We start from the raw sequence: 16,240 nt of genomic DNA, 5'->3' as shown, positions 1-16,240 counted from the left end.
CCACCTACCGCTTGGTGGCGAAGAATTCCTCGAGCAGCGCCGCGCACTCCTGCGCCAGCACGCCACCGCGCACCTCCGGGCGATGCGCTTGCCGACGGTCCCGCACCACATCCCACAGCGATCCCACTGCCCCTGTCTTGGGCTCCCACGCCCCGAACACCACCCGGCTGACCCGAGCCAGCACCAATGCCCCGGCGCACATGGTGCACGGCTCGACGGTCACCGCCAGCGTCGCACCCTCCAACCGCCAGCCGTCGCCATGTTTCGCGGCGGCCTGCCGTAGCGCCAGAATTTCCGCATGCGCCGTCGGATCACCAAGGCGTTCACGCGCATTAGCAGCCCGAGCCAATTCGGTTCCGTCGGCGGCGTAGATCACCGCACCGATCGGGACATCGTCGGCACCGGCCTCCCCGGCGGCCGCCAGTGCGGCGCGAATCAGCGCCTCATCGTCTAGGAACGTCACCGATCCAGCTTGTCGAGCACCGCTCCGAGTTCGTCGGCGAAGCCCATCCGGGCGGCGATCATGCCGAGCTGCTCATCGGGGTAGAGGTCGGTCTCGCTGAGGATCACGCTGAGCACCGGTTCAGGCAGCCCGATATCGGAGAGCAGGCCCAGTTCGCCTTCCTCCCACGGATCGACATCGTCGAGCTCATCGGAATCGAGCTCCGGGACAGGAACATTCAGCCTGTCGAGCACCTCGACAGCGATGTCGTAATCAATGGCCGCAGTGGCATCGGAGATCAGGAGGTGTGTTCCCGAGGGTGCCGGACGAATGATGATGAAGAATTCCTCGTCCACATCCAGCAGTCCGAAGACCGCACCGGCGCTGCGGAGTTCACGTAGCTCGGTTTCGGCTGCCGCCAAATCGGTGAGCGCCGCGGCATTCAACGATGTCACCCGCCAGTGGCCTTCTTCGCGCACGACGGCCACACCGAAGCCCTCCAGGCTTTCGGTATTGGGCCCTACGGCCTTTGCGCGCTGTGCGTCCATGGGCAATACGGTAGTGCCCCAACCTGGGTTGTGACCACAGTCCTGAGGCTCTTCGCGCGTGCGGCTCATCGCACAACTTTGGTGACCTATGCCAACCTGATGGGGTGAACGCCGCCGAACACGACCACCAACACCCCCCGATCTGCGTACTTGGCCTCGGGCTCATCGGTGGTTCCCTGGTCCGGGCGGCCGCCGCCGCGGGCCGGCATGTCTGGGGATACAACCGTTCTGCCGAGGGTGTCGACGCCGCGCGAGCGGCGGGTTTTGACGCCACTGCCGATCTGGATCTGGCGCTCCGACGTGCTCGCAACGCCCAGGCGCTCATCGTGCTCGCGGTGCCGGTACCGGCCCTGTCGGCGCTCCTTGCGCGCATCGCGGAACTAGCGCCGGAATGCCCTCTCACCGATGTCACCAGTGTGAAAGCCGCTGTCCAACAAGAGGTGTCCCGGCACGGCCTGGCGCAACGATTCGTCGGCGGCCACCCCATGGCGGGGACGACGGACTCCGGCTGGAGTGCCGGCGACGCACGGCTTTTCCGCGATGCGACCTGGGTGGTCAGCGTCGACGAGGGCGTCGATCCGCAGGTATTCGCACAGGTCACGCGGCTTGCCCTGGACTGCGGTTCCGTCGTGGTCCCGGCACGTTCCGAGGAGCATGACGCGGCGGCAGCGGCCATCTCGCACCTACCGCATCTGCTCGCCGAGGCCCTCGCCATCACCGCGGACGGGGTTCCGTTGGCGTACTCGTTGGCCGCGGGATCGTTCCGGGACGGCACCCGCGTCGCCGCCACCGATCCGTCGCTGGTGCGCGCCATGTGCGAATCCAATCCACACGGTGTGCTGCCCGCCCTGGAAGAGGCAATGGCACTGCTGGCGGCGACGTGGAACACCTTGAACGCGGAGAGCTCGGTAGAGCTGCTGGTAGAGGCCGGCCACGCCGCGCGAGGGCGGTATGAGGCACACGAACGGTTCGACATCACCGGTATCAGCCGGGAGGACGCTGATTGGCGCGAGCACCTGGCCGAGGCGGGCCGGCAGGGCGGCGTGCTGCGGATCGTGCCTTAGATCCGGACGGCGAGTCCGGGGTACTCCAGCAAGAATCCCTCGTCATCGACGATGACGGTGGTGTCGGCGACCGGCGAAACCACCTTGATGCCCTTACCGTCGTTGCGGTAGCTGATGGTGGCGGGGCTGACGACTAGATCCGGCAGCGTCACGTAGACAACCGGCAGTACCGCGCTGCCTTCCCGCTGGTAGAGGCCGGTTCGCCGGATCGGAAGCGCATTGAAGAAGGGGCTGAACACCACGTCGACGTCCAGCGCTCCGTCGAAGGTGGCGCGCTTCGCACCCTCGTGGTTCTGCACGGTCCACATGCCCTCTTCGTCCCGGGCAATCGACAGCTGCCGTTCCCGCTCCGCGACCGTGGTGGACAGGGACAACCGATTGGTGGAGCCGGTCTCGTCGGTCACCAGGTCATATGAGGCGCTGAACGCGGGGTGCGCATCGGACGCACCGGCCACGAAGCGGCCGTGTGCGCGGATGCGTCGGCCCGATAGTTGGACCCGGGTGGATTCCATACGCGACCCGTCATGGGCGCGCCAGGTCAGGACCGCGGGCCCAGTCGCCGTGTCGGTCGAGCTGGGGTTACTCACCCGTCTACCGTAGGCGACCGCGCAAATTGCCCCGTCGCGGCCCGGATCACCCCCGTTTGTGCGCGATGTACAGCAGGTATTCCCAGTCCATCACCAGCCGTCCGTCACCGCGATCGTGTCGACGGGCCAGCTCCACAAGCGCATCGTCGAGTTCGGCGGTTCGGCTCGCCTCCTTCGCGATCCTGGCGTAGACGGCGATCGTCGGCCCGTAACAGGCCTTGAAGAAGTCGCGGAACTCCTCGGCAGTGGCGAACCGGTCCACCGTAAGCATCCGCCGCTTCACCGTGACCTCGATGGCCCGGTCGGCGAGGAGCTCCCGTACATGAGCCGGGTCACCCCACAACGGCGGCGGCTGCGCGCCAGGTGCCGGGGCGGCCGCGAACGGCCTCATGGTCGCGAACATCTGGCCGATGAATCCCTGTGGCGTCCAGTTGATCAGGCCGATCGTTCCCCCCGGCCGACAGACTCGGACCAGTTCGTCGGCGCTGTCCTGATGACGCGGAGCGAACATCACCCCGACGCAGGACACCACGACATCGAAGTCGTTGTCACCAAAAGGAAGCGCTTGCGCATCGGCTACCTGCCAATCCAATTTCACACCGGCCCGCGCCGCCGTCGCGCGACCTGCCTCCAGCAGTTCGGGAGTGAGATCGGAGGCCACCACATGCGCGCCGGTGCCCGCCGCGGGGATCGCCACATTCCCGGATCCGGCCGCTACATCCAACACCCGAACTCCGGGGGCGATGCCGGACTCTACGACAAGCACCGGGCCCAACGGCGCAATCACCTCGGACGCCACCGCGGGATAGTCGCCCAGCGCCCATAACGAAACTCTTTGGGCTGTTTCAGTGTTCATATACACAGACGCTAGCGACACCGTAGGACCACCGGCTAGTACAAGATCTGTACCGGGACTGGTCACCGCGAGTTCGGAGGCCTACCGTTCACACATGGGTGCGTCGTACTACCAATTCTGCCCCGTCGCGAAGGCGATGGAGCTGCTCGACGAACGCTGGACGCTGCTGATCGTGCGTGAATTGCTGCTCGGCAGTGAGCATTTCAACGACATCAGGCGCGGCGTGCCGCGAATGTCTCCGACCCTGCTGTCCAAGAGGCTGGACCGACTGGTGCGCGCCGGCATCGCCGAGCGCCACGAAAACCGCTACATACCCACAGACGCGGGCCAGGAGCTACGGCCGGTGGTCGAGATGTTGAGCCAGTGGGGAATCCGGTGGATCGGCGAGATCGGGGATGAGGATCTGGACCCCAAGCTGCTGCTCTGGGATATGCGACGCCACGTCATCGGCAGCGCCGTCCCCGAGGGCCGCACCGTGCTGCATTTCAGTTTCGGCGACGTCGCGGCCGATAAACGGCACTGGTGGCTGGTCGTCACGCCCGAGGCGGCCGATCTGTGCGATGCCGACCCCGGATTCGACGTGAATGTGGGTGTGACGGCACAGTTGCGGAGCCTGACCCGGGTATGGCGCGGCGACTCCGCGTGGTCGGACGTGCTGCGATCCGGCGAGGTGGCGCTGCGTGGGCCGTCAGGGTTGTGCCGCGGCGTGCCGACATGGTTCGACCTGCCTCTCTACGCCGGCGTCCCCCGGCCCTGAGTCGTCCGGGACATCGCGCGGTGCCAATCGCAGCCGCCCGCTGCCTGGAGCCGACAACCACACCGCGAAGGCCAGGATCGCATCGAGCAGCAGGGCCAGCGCGGTCACCATGATGGCGCCCACCAACGCCAAGTGGAACTGCCGGACCTTGATGCCGTCGATGAGGTACCGGCCGAGCCCGCCGAGGCTGGCATAGGCGGCGACGGTCGCGGTCGCGACGATCTGCAGGGTCGCCGTCCGCAGTCCAGACAGGATGAGCGGCAACGCGTTGGGTACCTCGACGCCGAACAGCACTTGGCGTTCGGTCATCCCCATGGCGCGGGCCGCCTCCACGACCGTGCGATCCACGTTCGCGATACCGGAGTATGTCCCCGCCAGCAGCGGCGGCACACCCAACAGCAGCAACGCGATGGTCGGCGGAACCAGGCCCAGACCCCACAGCAGCACGCCCAGCAGCAACACACCGAGCGTCGGGAGCGCCCGCAATGCGTTCACCGCACTGACCACCAGAAACGTGCCGCGACCGGTGTGACCGATGATGAGACCGATCGGCACCGCGATAGCGACCGCGGCCAGGAGGGCGATCGCGGTGTACTGGAGGTGCTCACCGATCCGCACGCCCAGACCACTATTGCCCGTCCAGTTGGACGCGGTGAACATGTAACCGAGTGCCTCGGAGAGAAAGTTCATGATGCACCAACGGCTTTCGTTGCTCTGGCCCACGGCGTGGCAGCACGACCGAGAAGCACCAGGAGTGAATCCACGACGACGGCCAACAAGAAGATGGCGACGATCCCGGCGACGATCTGACTGCTCTTGTTGGCCTGGTAGCCCTCGGTGAACCAGGTACCCAGGCCGCCGATGCCGATCACCGAGCCCACCGACACCATTGAAATATTTGTCACGGCAACGACTCTCAATCCCGCTACCAATACGGGTATGGATAAGGGCAGCTCGACCCGAATGAGACGGGCCAACGGCCGGTATCCCACCGCGGTAGCGGCGTCGCGCACCTGCGGAGCAATGGCATCGAGCGCCTCGGGTACCGCACGAATGAGAAGCGCAGTGGTGTAGAGCGTCAGGGCCACCATCACATTGGCCTCGTCGAGAATCCGAGTAGGAATGATGAGCGGTAACGCCACGAACAACGCCAGTGAAGGGATGGTGAACACGATGCTGGCGATCACCGTCGTCACCCGCCGCGCGGTCCGATACCGGTGAATCAGCGCACCACACGGAACCGCGATCGCGAGTCCAATGAGAATGGGCACCAGCGACAGCCGGAGATGGATCAGCGACAGCAGCCAGGCGTCATTGAGATGGGTGAAGAGATAATGCATCTCACCGCTTCCCGGTGCGGCGTTGTCGATCCAGCGCCATCAGGACGTCATCACCACGCACACCGCCGCGCACGCGCCCGTCCTCGTCGGTGGCGACGCCCAGCCCGGACGGTGAGGACAACGCGGCATCGAGGGCCTGCCGCAGAGTTCCGTCCGGCCCGAACAACGAACCTCCCGCGATCACGCTGTCGTACAACGACTTCCCTGAGCGGTAGACATTCGCTCCGAAGTCGTCCATCCATCCGAATGGTGTGCCGTCAGGATTACAGACAAGCACCCAGTCGCCCGGGGCGATGATCACAGTAGGTACATCCGCTTCGCCGATCAGCCTGATCTCGTGTAACGGCACCTCGCCCGCTCCGCGGAACTGCAAACTTCGGTAGCCCCGATCACGCCCGATGAAACCGGCGACGAAATCGCTTGCCGGATTGGACAACACCCGCTCGGGATCGTCGTATTGCTGTAAGACCCCACCAGGCCCGAAGACCGCCACCTTGTCTCCGAGTTTGACGGCCTCGTCGATATCGTGGGTGACGAAGACGATCGTCTTGTTGAGCTCGGCCTGTAGGCGCTGCATCTCGGCTTGCAAGTCATCGCGCACATTCGGGTCGACGGCACTGAATGGTTCGTCCATCAGGAGGATGGGCGGGTCGGCTGCGAGAGCACGTGCCACACCGACGCGTTGTTGTTGACCTCCGGAGAGCTGCGCGGGGTACCTGGTGGCCAACTTCGGATCGAGCCCCACCCGTTCCAATACCTGGAGGGCGGCCTTGCGTGCGGCGCGCCGGGATTCACCGCGCAGCACAGGCACTGTCGCCACGTTGTCGACGACGCGCTGGTGCGGCATGAGGCCGGCGTTCTGGATCACATACCCAATGCCCAACCGCAGTTTGACCGGATCGACCGTCCTGATATCGGCCCCGTCGACGGTCAAGACACCCGAGGTGAGGTCGGTCATCCGGTTGATCATCCGCATCGACGTGGTCTTGCCGCAGCCCGAGGGCCCCACGAATACCGTGAACGATCCCTTGTCGACATGCATGGTGAGATCGTCGACCGCGGTGGTCCCGTCGGGGTACTTCTTGGTGACGTTCTCGAAGGTGATCACGCGATCAGTTCCCTATCGGTTTGTCGAAACCTTTGTCCGCCAACCATTTCTGTGCGGCTTCCTTGGGGTCAACGCCGTCGTTACCGGAAACCGCGGCGTTGAGCCTGGTGAGGTCATCAGTGGTCAAGCGCGCCGAGAGCGCGTCGAGTACCTTCTTCAACTTCTCGGACTTCTTCTGCGCGTTGACCAACGGCACCAGATTGCCCGCCGGAAAGGTGAACTTGGGGTCCTCCAACACCACCAGGTCATGTTCGGCGATCGCCGGTGAGGTGCTGAAGATGTTGGCTGCAGTAATGGTTCCGTCCAACAACGCTTTCACTGTGGCAGGTCCGCCGCCGTCACTGATGGCCACGAAACGGGACTCCGGGATATCCAGTCCGTAATTGGCCTTGAGCCCGGCCAGACCCACGCTGCGGTGCAGGAACTCCGAGGGCGCGCCGACCTTCACTTCCCCCGAGTGCGCCGCAAGGTCCGCGAGCGAGCGCAGATTCCATTTGTCCGCGGTGGCCCTGGTGACACACAACGTGTCGGCATCCGATGCCGGAGAAGGGGTCAGGATGTCGAGATCCCCGTCCAGCTTGCGTAGCAGCGCCAGCTCAACGTCATCGGGCTTGGTGGCGGTCGCGTCCGGGTCGAAGTAGCGCAGCAGATTTCCGGTGTAATCGCCGATCAGGTCGATCGAATGATCCTTGACCGCCGGGATGTACGTCTCGCGGCTGCCGATACCCAACTGCCTGGTGACCTGAAAGCCGTTGGTCTGCAATATCTGGGCGTAGAGCTCGGCCACGGTTTTCGACTCAGGGAAGTCCGCCGAGCCGACGATCAACGTATTGAGGTCACCCGAAAGCGGTCCTCCGCCCAGGGGATTGGCGCTACCACAACCGCTGAAGACGATCGCGGCCATGACGGCGGCGAGGAGTCGTGCGGCCCTGCGCATCCTCCGACAGTAACCGGGGAGTGGCTACCCTGCCCGGTTTTACCGTCGGGAAGATTCCGGTGGCTAACCGTCCGAGGCATCTGTTTCGGGGTTCTCGCTCGGCACCGCCAGGAGCGATGGCAAATATTTGAGAACCGTCTCCGCCTGCTCGTCGGGAAGCAGCTGGCGTGCGAGGACATTGGCTCCGATGATCATCAACATGGTGGCGTTGGCCCGGTCATGCGCCTCCTGCTGGCCGATCTCGGGATGCTGTACACGCATCACCTGTGAGAGCAGTTCGGCACCTGTCTCACCGAAGCTCGCCCACATAGCCTGCCCCAATTCGGGATCGGTGCGCATCTGGCCGAGGAGTGCGGGGGCGGCCGCGATGACATCCGGTCGCTCGAAGAGTTCCGCTGTGTACGAGCAGGATTGACGCACCCAGTCGCCGACTCCCGCGGCCGCGCTCATCTCCTGAGTAGGGGCCGTCCAACCGAACACGGCCTCGAAGACCAGGTGTGCGCGCGACGGCCACCGGCGATACAGCGCAGGCTTGCCGACACCAGCCCGCTCGGCAATCGCAACCATGGTGGTGGCCTCCCACCCCTGTTCGACCAGGAGCTCGCGCGCGGCAGCAAGCGCCTTTGTGTCGATATCGGAGCTGCGGCGGCGGCCCCTGCCCACTGGTAACTCGTCGGTAGCCATTGCAAATATCGTAACACTGTGTAACGTTGAGGCGTGGGTCACATGCAGAAGGGCAGCCGATGACAGGACTTCTTTCCGGAAAGACCGTGGTGATATCCGGCGTGGGCACCGGATTAGGACGCGAGGTCGCGCTCAAGGCGCACCAAGACGGCGCCAATGTGGTGCTCGGCGCCCGCACCCGGGAAAACCTTGCAAACCTCGCGAAAGAACTCGACGACACCGAGGCCACCGTCGCCTGGGCGGTCACCGATATCAACGACGCGCAAGCATGCCAAGGTCTGATCGACACCGCCTGCGAGCGATTCGGTGGGGTGGACGTACTGGTGAACGTTGCGGCCAAGGAAGACGTCTTCGGCGGCATCGAGGGTGCGGATCTGGCGCAGTGGCAGGCGATGCTCAACACGAACGTCGTCGGCACGCTTCAACTCGTGCAGGCAGCCGTGCCGGAGCTGAAGAAGAACGGCGGATCGGTGGTCTTCATCGGTTCGCAGTCGGCCTTTCATCCGCAGCTGCCCCAGGCCGCGTATGCGACATCCAAGGGAGCGTTACAGAACGCGATGTACCAGCTCGCGAAGGAGCTGGGCCCGCACAAAATTCGCCTCAACATGGTGGTACCGACGTGGATGTACGGACCACCGATCCAGCTGTACATCGGCTTGGTCGCGCAGCAGCGCGGTATCACCCAAGCGGAAGTGCTGTCGGAGCTGACGGCCAAGTTCCCGCTGGGCGAAATGCCCGCCGATGAGGACGTCGCCGACGCGGTGGTGTTCTTCGCCTCGGACCGAGCCCGGATGGTGACCGGGCAGACCCTATTCGTCAACGCAGGAGAGTTCTTCTCATGAGCGACAAGTATCCCGTCATCCTTTGGGGCACAGGCGTAGTCGGCAAGCTGGTGATCCGCGAGCTGCTGGACCACCCGGTATTCGAGCTGGCCGCCGTCCTGGTACACGATCCGGCCAAGGAGGGTGTGGACGTCGGGGCCCTCGTCGGCAGTCACCCGATCGGGCTGGCGGCGACCACCGATATCGACGCCGCGCTGGGCACCGAAGGCACCGTCGCGTACTTCGGACCGACGGCGCAGTACGCCCTGGAGAACATCGACAACATGTCCCGGGCGCTGCGCAGCGGACACAATGTGGTCTCCACCGCGATGACACCCTGGGTGTACCCGCAGGTCTGCCCGCCCGAGATGTTGGTGGATATCACGCAGGCCTGTGAGGACGGCCAGACCTCCTGTTTCACTACCGGTATCGACCCTGGCTTTGCCAACGATCTGTTCCCGATGACCCTGCTCGGTGTGGGCGGTCGGGTGGATTCGGTTCTAGTGCAAGAGCTCCTGGACTACCAGTACTACAACGGCGATTTCAGCACCCCGATGGGACTGGGCGCACCCATGGACCAACAGGCGGTGCTGGAGATCCCCGAGGTGCTGATCCTGGCGTGGGGACACACCATTCCGATGATCGCCGACGCCGTCGGGGTCAAACTCGACAAGATCGACACCGTCTACGAAAAGTGGTCCACCCCAACCGAGATCGCCTACGGCGCGGAGCCCAATACCGGAACGATCACGGCGGGACATTGCGCCGCCGTGCGTTTCGAGATCCGCGGTTGGGTAGGCGGGGAGCCCAAGATCGTCATCGAGCATGTCAACCGGATCACCAACGACACCGCGCCGCACTGGCCGCGGGCGCAGTCGGTGGACAACGACGCCTACCGCATCGAGATCAAAGGCAGCCCGAACATCACCCAAGAGACCGTGTTCCGTGACGAGCGCACCGGCGACGGCGCCATCGGCGGCTGCCTGGCTACCGGGATGCGCGCCATCAACGCGATACCAGCGGTGATCGGCGCTAAGCCGGGATTCCTGACACCACTCGATTTGCCCGTAATCCCCGGACTGGGCACTATCCGGACCTGACCAGCGTCGAGTGTCGACTTTTGGCGACTTTCGCTCGTACTTTCACGCCAAAAGTCGACATTCACGCTTGCAATACCCGCTCGCGTAGCAAATGATGGACAGATGACCAGTGACCCCGGTACGACTCCGGACTCTCCGGTTGCCGACACATCGATCGACATCCCCGTCGGGGAGCAGCCACCGCTGCCCGCCACGAAGCCCGCCAAAAAGGAAGACGCGGTCAAGCGGACCCGCGCGGCGGCGACCTGGACCGGCGTCATCCTTGGCCTGTTGATCCTGATTCTGCTGCTGGTGTTCATTCTGCAGAATCTGACGGACACGACCACCCACTTCCTCTCGTGGGAGATCCAGATGCCTCTGGGCATCACGGTGTTGTTCGCGGCCATCACCGGTGCAGCGCTCACCGCCCTGGTCGGTGGGGTGCGAATCATCCAGCTGCGGCGCGCGGCGAAGAAGAACCTCAAGGCCTAAGACCGGGCTACAGTCGGCGCATGACGGCGCTGACCAGGCGCGGGCGCGCGCTGGCGCTTGTCCGGAAGACTCTCAAGGACAAGCCCGTACCGCTGGCTGACGCGAAGCATTTCGACGACGCCGAAGTTGTCACGATGCTGCGGATGCTCGGCATCGCAATGCTCGAAGTCGGCCAGCCCACCAACCTGGTGCTGGCCAAGTTGCACGACATCGCACCGCAATACACCGACAAGGAGCTGCGCGCCGTCGTCTTGCCGACTGTGCTGATCATCCAGATCGACGGTGTCACCGGACAGCTGGAAGTGGAGGAATCCACCCGCAGCACAGCGCAGCTGGATCAGGCCGGTCATATCGACACCATCGCCGATATGGCCGCCGTCGGGGCCATCGCGCCAGCGGAGGCGATCGCACGGATCTACGAGATCCGATGCCTCAAGCCACGTTTCGGGGCAATCATCACCGTGATCGGACACACCATCCTGACCCTCGGTTTCGGGCTGGCCCTTGCGCCGACCTCCTCGGCGCTACCCGCCTACCTGGTGCTGGGCTTGATCGTCGGCATGCTCATGTTGGCGACAAATCCCATGCCCACCCTGGCCGCGACCATGCCCGCCGTGGCCGCCTTCGTAGTGACGGTGCTCAGCACGTTCATCGTCGCGAACGTGCCCAGCGAGGGTCTGGCGCGCGTCGTCGCGCCGGCCCTGATTGCCGTGCTTCCCGGGGTGACCCTCACCATCGGGGCGTTGGAGCTGACCAGCACCCAGCTGATGGCCGGGTCGACCCGCATCGTGTACGGCATCGCACAACTGATGCTGTTGGCATTTGGTGTGGTGATCGGCGTGAAAGTGGCTGGACCACTGGAGCCCTCGTTACTGGGACCACCGCTGGGCAGCTGGACGATCGCGCTGGCCGTGCCGGTGATCGCGGTGGGCTTCTACCTCTACAAGTCCGCACCGCGCGGATCGCTGATCTGGCTGATTCTGGCGATCGGCGTCGCGATGCTGGGACAGCGGCTCGGCGGTCTGTTCCTGGCACCGGCGATGACGGGTTTCGTCGGGGCGGTCGCCGTCGTTCCCTTTGCCCTTTTCGCGGCGCGATTCAAGGGCGCCCCTTCGGCAATCGTGTTGCTGCTCGCGGCGTTCTGGTGTTTGGTGCCCGGTGCGCTGAGCTTCGTCAACGTCAGCGAGGTCGCCGCCACCGGCCACGCCAACCTCGCCGCGCTGCTCGATACCTGCATGGCGATCTTCTCGATCGCGCTGGGACTGCTGGTGGGGGCGAGCCTGCACCGCGGTATGCGCTACGCGCTCGCCGTCACTCGATAGCGTGTTTCGCAAGCTCGATCCGGGCCACTACCCCACGGTGCACCTCGTCGGGGCCGTCGGCCAGGCGCAGTGCGCGGGCGTTGACCCAAGCCGCCGCCAATGGGAAATCATTGGAAAGACCTCCGCCGCCATGGATCTGGATCGCCATGTCGATGACCTGCTGCGCCATGTTCGGTGCGGCCACCTTGATCTCGGACACTGGCGACAGCGCCCCCATGATGCCCACGGTGTCCAACAACCAGGCGGCATGCAGCACCAACAGCCGGGTCTGGTTGATGGCAATGCGGGCGTCGGCGATGCGTTCACGGTTTCCGCCGAGGTTCACCAAAGGTTTTCCGAATGCGGTGCGCTCCAACCCCCGTCGGCACGCATGCTCCAGCGCCACCTCGGCAAGGCCGATCAAGCGCATGGCATGGTGCACCCGGCCGGGCCCCAACCGCCCCTGGGCGATCTCAAATCCCTTACCCGGTCCCGCGATGAACGCATCCGCAGAGAGCCGCACATTGTCGAAGGACACCACACCGTGCCCGCCAGGCTCGTCGTAGAACCCCATCGTGGGCAGCATCCGTTCGACGGTGACGCCGGGGGTGTCCATCGGGACAAGGACCATCGAGTGGCGCGCGTACCTATGCGCAGTGGGATCGGTGAGCCCCATGAAGATGATCACCTTGCAGTCGGGATGACCCACACCGGTGCTCCACCATTTACGTCCGTTGATGACCACCTCGTCGCCCTCGACGACGGCGGTGGCCGCCATATTCGTGGCATCGGAGGACGCGACATCGGGTTCGGTCATACAGAACGCCGAACGGATATCGCCCTCCAGCAGGGGTTCTAGCCACATCTCCTTCTGTTCCTGGCTGCCATATCGGTGCAGTACCTCCATGTTCCCGGAATCCGGTGCGTTGCAGTTGAATACGGTAGGTGCGAACAGTGATCGGCCCATCTGCTCGGCCAGTGGCGCGTACTCGGAGTTGGACAGTCCGCCACCAAGCTCGGGGTCGGGCAGGAATAGATTCCACAACCCAGCGGACCGAGCCTTCGTCTTCAACGCGTCCAACTCTGGCGGCACCGCCCACAGCTCGGCCGTCGTACCCGCGCGGGCGCCCAGCAGTTCGTCGTGGTGAGCCAGCACGGCGCGCTCCACCGGCATGACCTCCCGATCGATGAACTCCCGGACGGCGGTGGTCAGTTCGGCAGCGCGGTCAGACGGGGCGAAGTCCATCCGTCCGATGCTAGAGGCGCAGTCACCCCACATGACAGACTTCGGCACATGAGCATGCGCCTGGCCTCCGTACGGGCACTTACGACGCTGACGGTCGGCGGGGTTATCGGCATCATCGCCACACTCATCCTCAACGTCTTTGTATTCGACAAGTTCGACGCCTATGGCGAGGTGAAGATCCCGGGTACCACCCAGCTGGAACTGCCCGCCGGCGAGGTGACCGTCAGCTTCCACTCCTGGGTCTCGGGTGACAACGGACTGCTCATCCCCCAGCTGGGCATGTCGATCTTTCCGCCGGCCGGAGTGGCGGAGCCGCAGGTGCGCGAGAGTATCGGGAGCTCGACAACGGTGAACGGCGATGCCCGCAGGCGGGTATGGGTCGCACAGATCCCCGCCGCCGGTACGTACGACGTGCAGGTAGAGGGTGAGATCAACGGGTTCGTCAATCCTCGACTCGCATTCGGCCACGGCAGCCCATATTGGGCCCTCACCTGGCTTTTTGCCGGACTGCTGGGCGTGGCGATAATCGGTTGGATCGCCTATGTGCTGACGCGGTCGCGCACTACCCATCCGTCGTCTCCGGCGGGCCCTCAACCCATCGCATCCTACGAACCGTCCGACAGCGGTATACGCCTCGAGCAACTTAAATCGCTTGCCGCCCTGAGAGATTCCGGTGCGCTCACAGAGACTGAGTTCGAGGCCGAGAAGCGCCGCGTGCTGGGTGGCGGCTAGTCGATACGATGCCTCTCATGGGCGTCATCTATCTGGTCCGGCACGGTCAAGCTGCCAACTACTCGAGCAGTCCCGATAGCCCGCTGACCAGCATCGGACAGCGGCAGGCCGATACCGTCGCGGCCGAGCTCGCCCGCCGCGGTCTGGGCGGCACCCGAATCCTGCACGGCGGGATGAAGCGACAGCGGCAGACCGGCGACGCCATCGCGGTGGCGCTGGGAAGCGAGCCGCGACAGGACGACCGGTGGGACGAGTACGACTACAAGGAGATTGTCGGCAACTCGCGGATACGACGCCTGGCGTCGGTCAACACGGTCAAGAGCCTGGCCAAGGGCGATACTCAGGCCGTTCTGGAGGACGGTCTGGCGCAGTGGGCGAGCACCGATTCATCCGGTGAGTACGCCGAGAGCTACACGCGGTTTCAACAGCGCGTGCTCGCAGCGATGGCCGATATCGCGGCATTGAGCGGTGACACCGTGGTGGCCACGTCCGCGGGGGTGATCGGGATGATCGTCGCGGATCTGTGGGGCGGAACCGTTTCCAATTGGCTTACCGCCCAACGTGTTGTCATCAACTCGTCGATCACTTCGGTGGTCAACGGCAAGCGTGGATTGAGCCTGCTCTCCTCTAACGATCACACCCATCTGATCGGAGATGGCGGTAATCGAGATCTGGTGACCTACCGATAGCGCGTGAGCCCAGCCGTTAGGCCAGGTTGTTGGCGAGTTGTCCTGTCTCACCGAATAACTCGGGCCGCCACTGATTCAGCAGGGCCGTATTGTCAACGTCGTCGGGATGGAACCCTACTGTGTTGTACTGCTGGAATCGCTGGCGGACAGAGCGTTTCAGGAACGGCGAACGGCGCAGATTCCACAGGCTACGTAGCAGCCGAACCGGGTTGTAGGTAGCCGGGTCCCGCAGCAGAGACAGCGTGGTGAAGGCCGCGATGCTGCCGAAGAAGGTGAGCGTCACCATTCGCATGGTCCAAATACGGCGTCGTTCAGTGCCGCCGACGGTGCGGTACACGTCGAAGGCGACGGCACGGTGTTCGGATTCCTCATAGGCGTGCCATAACAACATCTTTCGCACCTCCGTGGACCCCAACAACGCCTGCGCATCCTCGTCACCGAGCAGCGATTCCGCGAAGACGGCGGTGAAGTGCTCCAGCGCTGCTGTCATGGCAAGGCACGTAAGCGGGGAGAATCTACGCTCGTCCCACCGCAGCGCCCTCCCGGTGAATCGGTCGTTCCATCTTGTCGGATAGCCCATCTGCTGCAGCCGTTCATTGAGCGCGACATGCTCGCGGCTGTGTGTCACTTCCTGCCCGATGAAGCCCTTGACCTGGTCCTTGAGCACAGGGTCCGTCACCTCGTCGGCGTAGTGGCGCACCGACCGGACGAAGAAGTCCTCACCCTCGGGGAAGGTGGAGGACAGATATGCGATGACGTGGCTCATCACCAGGTCGTCCTGGACGTAATGCCTTCGCAGGCCGCCGTCGGGATAGTTGAAGTGGATGCGGCGCGCGCGGATGGGAAGCGTCGTGGTTTCAGTCATGAGCATTTCCTTTCATTCGGTACACCTGGGTCACTGTTGCGATCAACAACGCACGCACCTCGGCAACCTTCTGACGAGGGCCTTCCTGGACCAGGTCGTAGAGACTGAGCCCGTCATAAAGCGCGGTGATGCTGCGCAGCACCACATCACCGAATGGTTGAGCGACCACGTCGGGGAAGACCTCGGCGGCCGATATCCGCAGTACCTCGATGTACTTGTCGTCCCAGGACTTCATCAAGGAGCGCAGCTCGGAGTCATGGCGGGCGGCGATTGACAGTTCCATCAGGGCCCGGCATTCGGGCTGCTCGTAGAAGGACCACAAGATGTCGAGTGCCGCCGCCGGAGTGCGTTGCTCTGGCTCGAGCCGAGCCATCTGCGACTCGAATTCGAGGGCGCGTTTGGCCACCAGGTGCCCGGCCGCGGCGTTCACGAGCGCCGCCTTGGTCGGGAAGTGATGGGCAAGTGCGCCACGGGACACCTTGGCCCGTCGAACGACGTCATTGGTGGAGGTGGCTGCATAGCCCTTGTCGACGATGCACCACAAGGTCGCCTCCAGTAGCCGCAACCTCATGGCCTCTGCCCGCTCCGCACGCGGGATGCGAACCCTCTCATCGGAGTGCCTTCGAGTTCTGCTTGCGGTCACGGCGTCACGGTAGCCCCGTTTTCACAGGCAGGCAAGCCTGCCTGTCAAA

Annotated in this window: 19 protein-coding genes and 1 pseudogene; 8 read left to right on the top strand and 12 right to left on the bottom strand. The window is 64.3% G+C overall.

Annotated elements, in window-relative coordinates; all coding sequences use genetic code 11:
- Positions 1–4: 4 nt before the first annotated feature.
- Both AB0H22_RS12860 and AB0H22_RS12855 read right to left on the bottom strand, forming a co-directional pair.
- Positions 5–463, bottom strand: a complete 459-nt coding sequence (locus AB0H22_RS12860) for a nucleoside deaminase (protein WP_358146825.1) — start codon at positions 461–463, stop codon at positions 5–7.
- Entirely contained in the window at positions 460–990 is a 531-nt protein-coding gene (locus AB0H22_RS12855) for a tRNA adenosine deaminase-associated protein (protein WP_180750556.1), read from the bottom strand. The genes AB0H22_RS12860 and AB0H22_RS12855 overlap by 4 nt, the downstream gene beginning before the upstream one ends.
- A 104-nt stretch (positions 991–1,094) precedes the next feature.
- Here AB0H22_RS12855 and AB0H22_RS12850 point away from each other — a divergent pair, with 104 nt between their 5' ends.
- Complete coding sequence (locus AB0H22_RS12850; RefSeq protein ID WP_358146824.1) at positions 1,095–2,054, top strand: prephenate dehydrogenase; 960 nt, start codon at positions 1,095–1,097, stop codon at positions 2,052–2,054.
- Here AB0H22_RS12850 and AB0H22_RS12845 read toward each other — a convergent pair.
- Positions 2,051–2,641, bottom strand: a complete 591-nt coding sequence (locus AB0H22_RS12845) for a putative glycolipid-binding domain-containing protein (RefSeq protein ID WP_180750554.1) — start codon at positions 2,639–2,641, stop codon at positions 2,051–2,053. The genes AB0H22_RS12850 and AB0H22_RS12845 overlap by 4 nt on opposite strands.
- 46 nt (positions 2,642–2,687) lie before the next feature.
- A complete protein-coding gene (locus tag AB0H22_RS12840) occupies positions 2,688–3,497 on the bottom strand; it encodes a class I SAM-dependent methyltransferase (protein WP_180750553.1) in 810 nt (269 codons plus the stop codon).
- Between the two features lie 94 nt (positions 3,498–3,591).
- Here AB0H22_RS12840 and AB0H22_RS12835 point away from each other — a divergent pair, with 94 nt between their 5' ends.
- Positions 3,592–4,254, top strand: a complete 663-nt coding sequence (locus AB0H22_RS12835) for a helix-turn-helix domain-containing protein (protein ID WP_358146823.1) — start codon at positions 3,592–3,594, stop codon at positions 4,252–4,254.
- A 3-nt stretch (positions 4,255–4,257) separates the two neighbouring features.
- Here the strand turns inward: AB0H22_RS12835 and AB0H22_RS12830 are convergent.
- The 5 genes and pseudogenes from AB0H22_RS12830 to AB0H22_RS12810 form a co-directional block, all read right to left on the bottom strand.
- A pseudogene (locus AB0H22_RS12830) lies at positions 4,258–4,944 on the bottom strand (ABC transporter permease subunit); the annotation flags it as partial.
- On the bottom strand, positions 4,941–5,594 hold the full coding sequence (locus tag AB0H22_RS12825) for an ABC transporter permease (protein ID WP_180750551.1): 654 nt from the start codon (positions 5,592–5,594) through the stop codon (positions 4,941–4,943). The pseudogene AB0H22_RS12830 and the gene AB0H22_RS12825, both read right to left, overlap by 4 nt.
- A 1-nt stretch (position 5,595) precedes the next feature.
- Positions 5,596–6,702, bottom strand: a complete 1,107-nt coding sequence (locus AB0H22_RS12820) for an ABC transporter ATP-binding protein (RefSeq protein ID WP_180750550.1) — start codon at positions 6,700–6,702, stop codon at positions 5,596–5,598.
- A gap of 4 nt (positions 6,703–6,706) precedes the next feature.
- On the bottom strand, positions 6,707–7,639 hold the full coding sequence (locus tag AB0H22_RS12815; RefSeq protein ID WP_180750549.1) for an ABC transporter substrate-binding protein: 933 nt from the start codon (positions 7,637–7,639) through the stop codon (positions 6,707–6,709).
- Positions 7,640–7,702: 63 nt separating this feature from the next.
- Complete coding sequence (locus AB0H22_RS12810) at positions 7,703–8,323, bottom strand: helix-turn-helix domain-containing protein (protein WP_358146822.1); 621 nt, start codon at positions 8,321–8,323, stop codon at positions 7,703–7,705.
- Positions 8,324–8,382: 59 nt separating this feature from the next.
- Here AB0H22_RS12810 and AB0H22_RS12805 point away from each other — a divergent pair, with 59 nt between their 5' ends.
- The 4 genes from AB0H22_RS12805 (at position 8,383) to AB0H22_RS12790 (ending at position 12,037) form a co-directional block, all read left to right on the top strand.
- A complete protein-coding gene (locus AB0H22_RS12805; RefSeq protein WP_358146821.1) occupies positions 8,383–9,165 on the top strand; it encodes an SDR family oxidoreductase in 783 nt (260 codons plus the stop codon).
- Positions 9,162–10,244 carry a dihydrodipicolinate reductase gene (locus AB0H22_RS12800; RefSeq protein ID WP_358146820.1) on the top strand — a complete coding sequence of 361 codons (1,083 nt, stop codon included), beginning with the start codon at positions 9,162–9,164 and terminating at the stop codon, positions 10,242–10,244. Before AB0H22_RS12805 ends, AB0H22_RS12800 begins: the two co-directional genes overlap by 4 nt.
- 102 nt (positions 10,245–10,346) lie before the next feature.
- Positions 10,347–10,715 carry a lipopolysaccharide assembly protein LapA domain-containing protein gene (locus AB0H22_RS12795; protein WP_180750546.1) on the top strand — a complete coding sequence of 123 codons (369 nt, stop codon included), beginning with the start codon at positions 10,347–10,349 and terminating at the stop codon, positions 10,713–10,715.
- A gap of 20 nt (positions 10,716–10,735) precedes the next feature.
- Positions 10,736–12,037 (top strand): threonine/serine exporter family protein, encoded by a 1,302-nt coding sequence (locus tag AB0H22_RS12790; RefSeq protein WP_180750545.1) that lies wholly within the window; start codon positions 10,736–10,738, stop codon positions 12,035–12,037.
- On the opposite strand, the gene AB0H22_RS12785 is transcribed toward AB0H22_RS12790, so the two are convergent.
- Complete coding sequence (locus tag AB0H22_RS12785; protein WP_358146818.1) at positions 12,027–13,262, bottom strand: acyl-CoA dehydrogenase family protein; 1,236 nt, start codon at positions 13,260–13,262, stop codon at positions 12,027–12,029. The two genes, AB0H22_RS12790 and AB0H22_RS12785, sit on opposite strands and share 11 nt — an antisense overlap.
- Before the next feature lie 48 nt (positions 13,263–13,310).
- Here AB0H22_RS12785 and AB0H22_RS12780 point away from each other — a divergent pair, with 48 nt between their 5' ends.
- Positions 13,311–13,994, top strand: coding sequence for an SHOCT domain-containing protein (locus AB0H22_RS12780; protein WP_180750543.1), 684 nt, complete (start codon positions 13,311–13,313; stop codon positions 13,992–13,994).
- Positions 13,995–14,011: 17 nt separating this feature from the next.
- Complete coding sequence (locus AB0H22_RS12775) at positions 14,012–14,683, top strand: histidine phosphatase family protein (protein ID WP_180750542.1); 672 nt, start codon at positions 14,012–14,014, stop codon at positions 14,681–14,683.
- Between the two features lie 16 nt (positions 14,684–14,699).
- Here AB0H22_RS12775 and AB0H22_RS12770 read toward each other — a convergent pair whose 3' ends face one another.
- Positions 14,700–15,554 carry a metal-dependent hydrolase gene (locus AB0H22_RS12770; protein ID WP_180750541.1) on the bottom strand — a complete coding sequence of 285 codons (855 nt, stop codon included), beginning with the start codon at positions 15,552–15,554 and terminating at the stop codon, positions 14,700–14,702.
- Positions 15,541–16,191 carry a TetR/AcrR family transcriptional regulator gene (locus AB0H22_RS12765; RefSeq protein WP_180750540.1) on the bottom strand — a complete coding sequence of 217 codons (651 nt, stop codon included), beginning with the start codon at positions 16,189–16,191 and terminating at the stop codon, positions 15,541–15,543. The genes AB0H22_RS12770 and AB0H22_RS12765 overlap by 14 nt, the downstream gene beginning before the upstream one ends.
- Between the last annotated feature and the right edge of the window lie 49 nt (positions 16,192–16,240).

This window comes from Mycobacterium sp. NPDC050853, from assembly GCF_040653875.1.
GTDB lineage: Bacteria > Actinomycetota > Actinomycetes > Mycobacteriales > Mycobacteriaceae > Mycobacterium.
Note: the sequence above shows the minus strand (reverse complement) of the source record. Positions and strands in the feature narration are given on the sequence as shown.

What these genes read in the sequence shown, in the direction of transcription:
- AB0H22_RS12815 (WP_180750549.1), bottom strand. Translation starts at nt 7,639, where the DNA reads ATGCGCAGGGCCGCACGACTCCTCGCCGCCGTCATGGCCGCGATCGTC.
- AB0H22_RS12775 (WP_180750542.1), top strand. Translation starts at nt 14,012, where the DNA reads ATGGGCGTCATCTATCTGGTCCGGCACGGTCAAGCTGCCAACTACTCG.
- AB0H22_RS12785 (WP_358146818.1), bottom strand. Translation starts at nt 13,262, where the DNA reads ATGGACTTCGCCCCGTCTGACCGCGCTGCCGAACTGACCACCGCCGTC.
- AB0H22_RS12855 (WP_180750556.1), bottom strand. Translation starts at nt 990, where the DNA reads ATGGACGCACAGCGCGCAAAGGCCGTAGGGCCCAATACCGAAAGCCTG.
- AB0H22_RS12810 (WP_358146822.1), bottom strand. Translation starts at nt 8,323, where the DNA reads ATGGCTACCGACGAGTTACCAGTGGGCAGGGGCCGCCGCCGCAGCTCC.
- AB0H22_RS12800 (WP_358146820.1), top strand. Translation starts at nt 9,162, where the DNA reads ATGAGCGACAAGTATCCCGTCATCCTTTGGGGCACAGGCGTAGTCGGC.
- AB0H22_RS12780 (WP_180750543.1), top strand. Translation starts at nt 13,311, where the DNA reads ATGAGCATGCGCCTGGCCTCCGTACGGGCACTTACGACGCTGACGGTC.
- AB0H22_RS12840 (WP_180750553.1), bottom strand. Translation starts at nt 3,497, where the DNA reads ATGAACACTGAAACAGCCCAAAGAGTTTCGTTATGGGCGCTGGGCGAC.
- AB0H22_RS12770 (WP_180750541.1), bottom strand. Translation starts at nt 15,554, where the DNA reads ATGCTCATGACTGAAACCACGACGCTTCCCATCCGCGCGCGCCGCATC.
- AB0H22_RS12790 (WP_180750545.1), top strand. Translation starts at nt 10,736, where the DNA reads ATGACGGCGCTGACCAGGCGCGGGCGCGCGCTGGCGCTTGTCCGGAAG.
- AB0H22_RS12835 (WP_358146823.1), top strand. Translation starts at nt 3,592, where the DNA reads ATGGGTGCGTCGTACTACCAATTCTGCCCCGTCGCGAAGGCGATGGAG.
- AB0H22_RS12805 (WP_358146821.1), top strand. Translation starts at nt 8,383, where the DNA reads ATGACAGGACTTCTTTCCGGAAAGACCGTGGTGATATCCGGCGTGGGC.
- AB0H22_RS12825 (WP_180750551.1), bottom strand. Translation starts at nt 5,594, where the DNA reads ATGCATTATCTCTTCACCCATCTCAATGACGCCTGGCTGCTGTCGCTG.
- AB0H22_RS12795 (WP_180750546.1), top strand. Translation starts at nt 10,347, where the DNA reads ATGACCAGTGACCCCGGTACGACTCCGGACTCTCCGGTTGCCGACACA.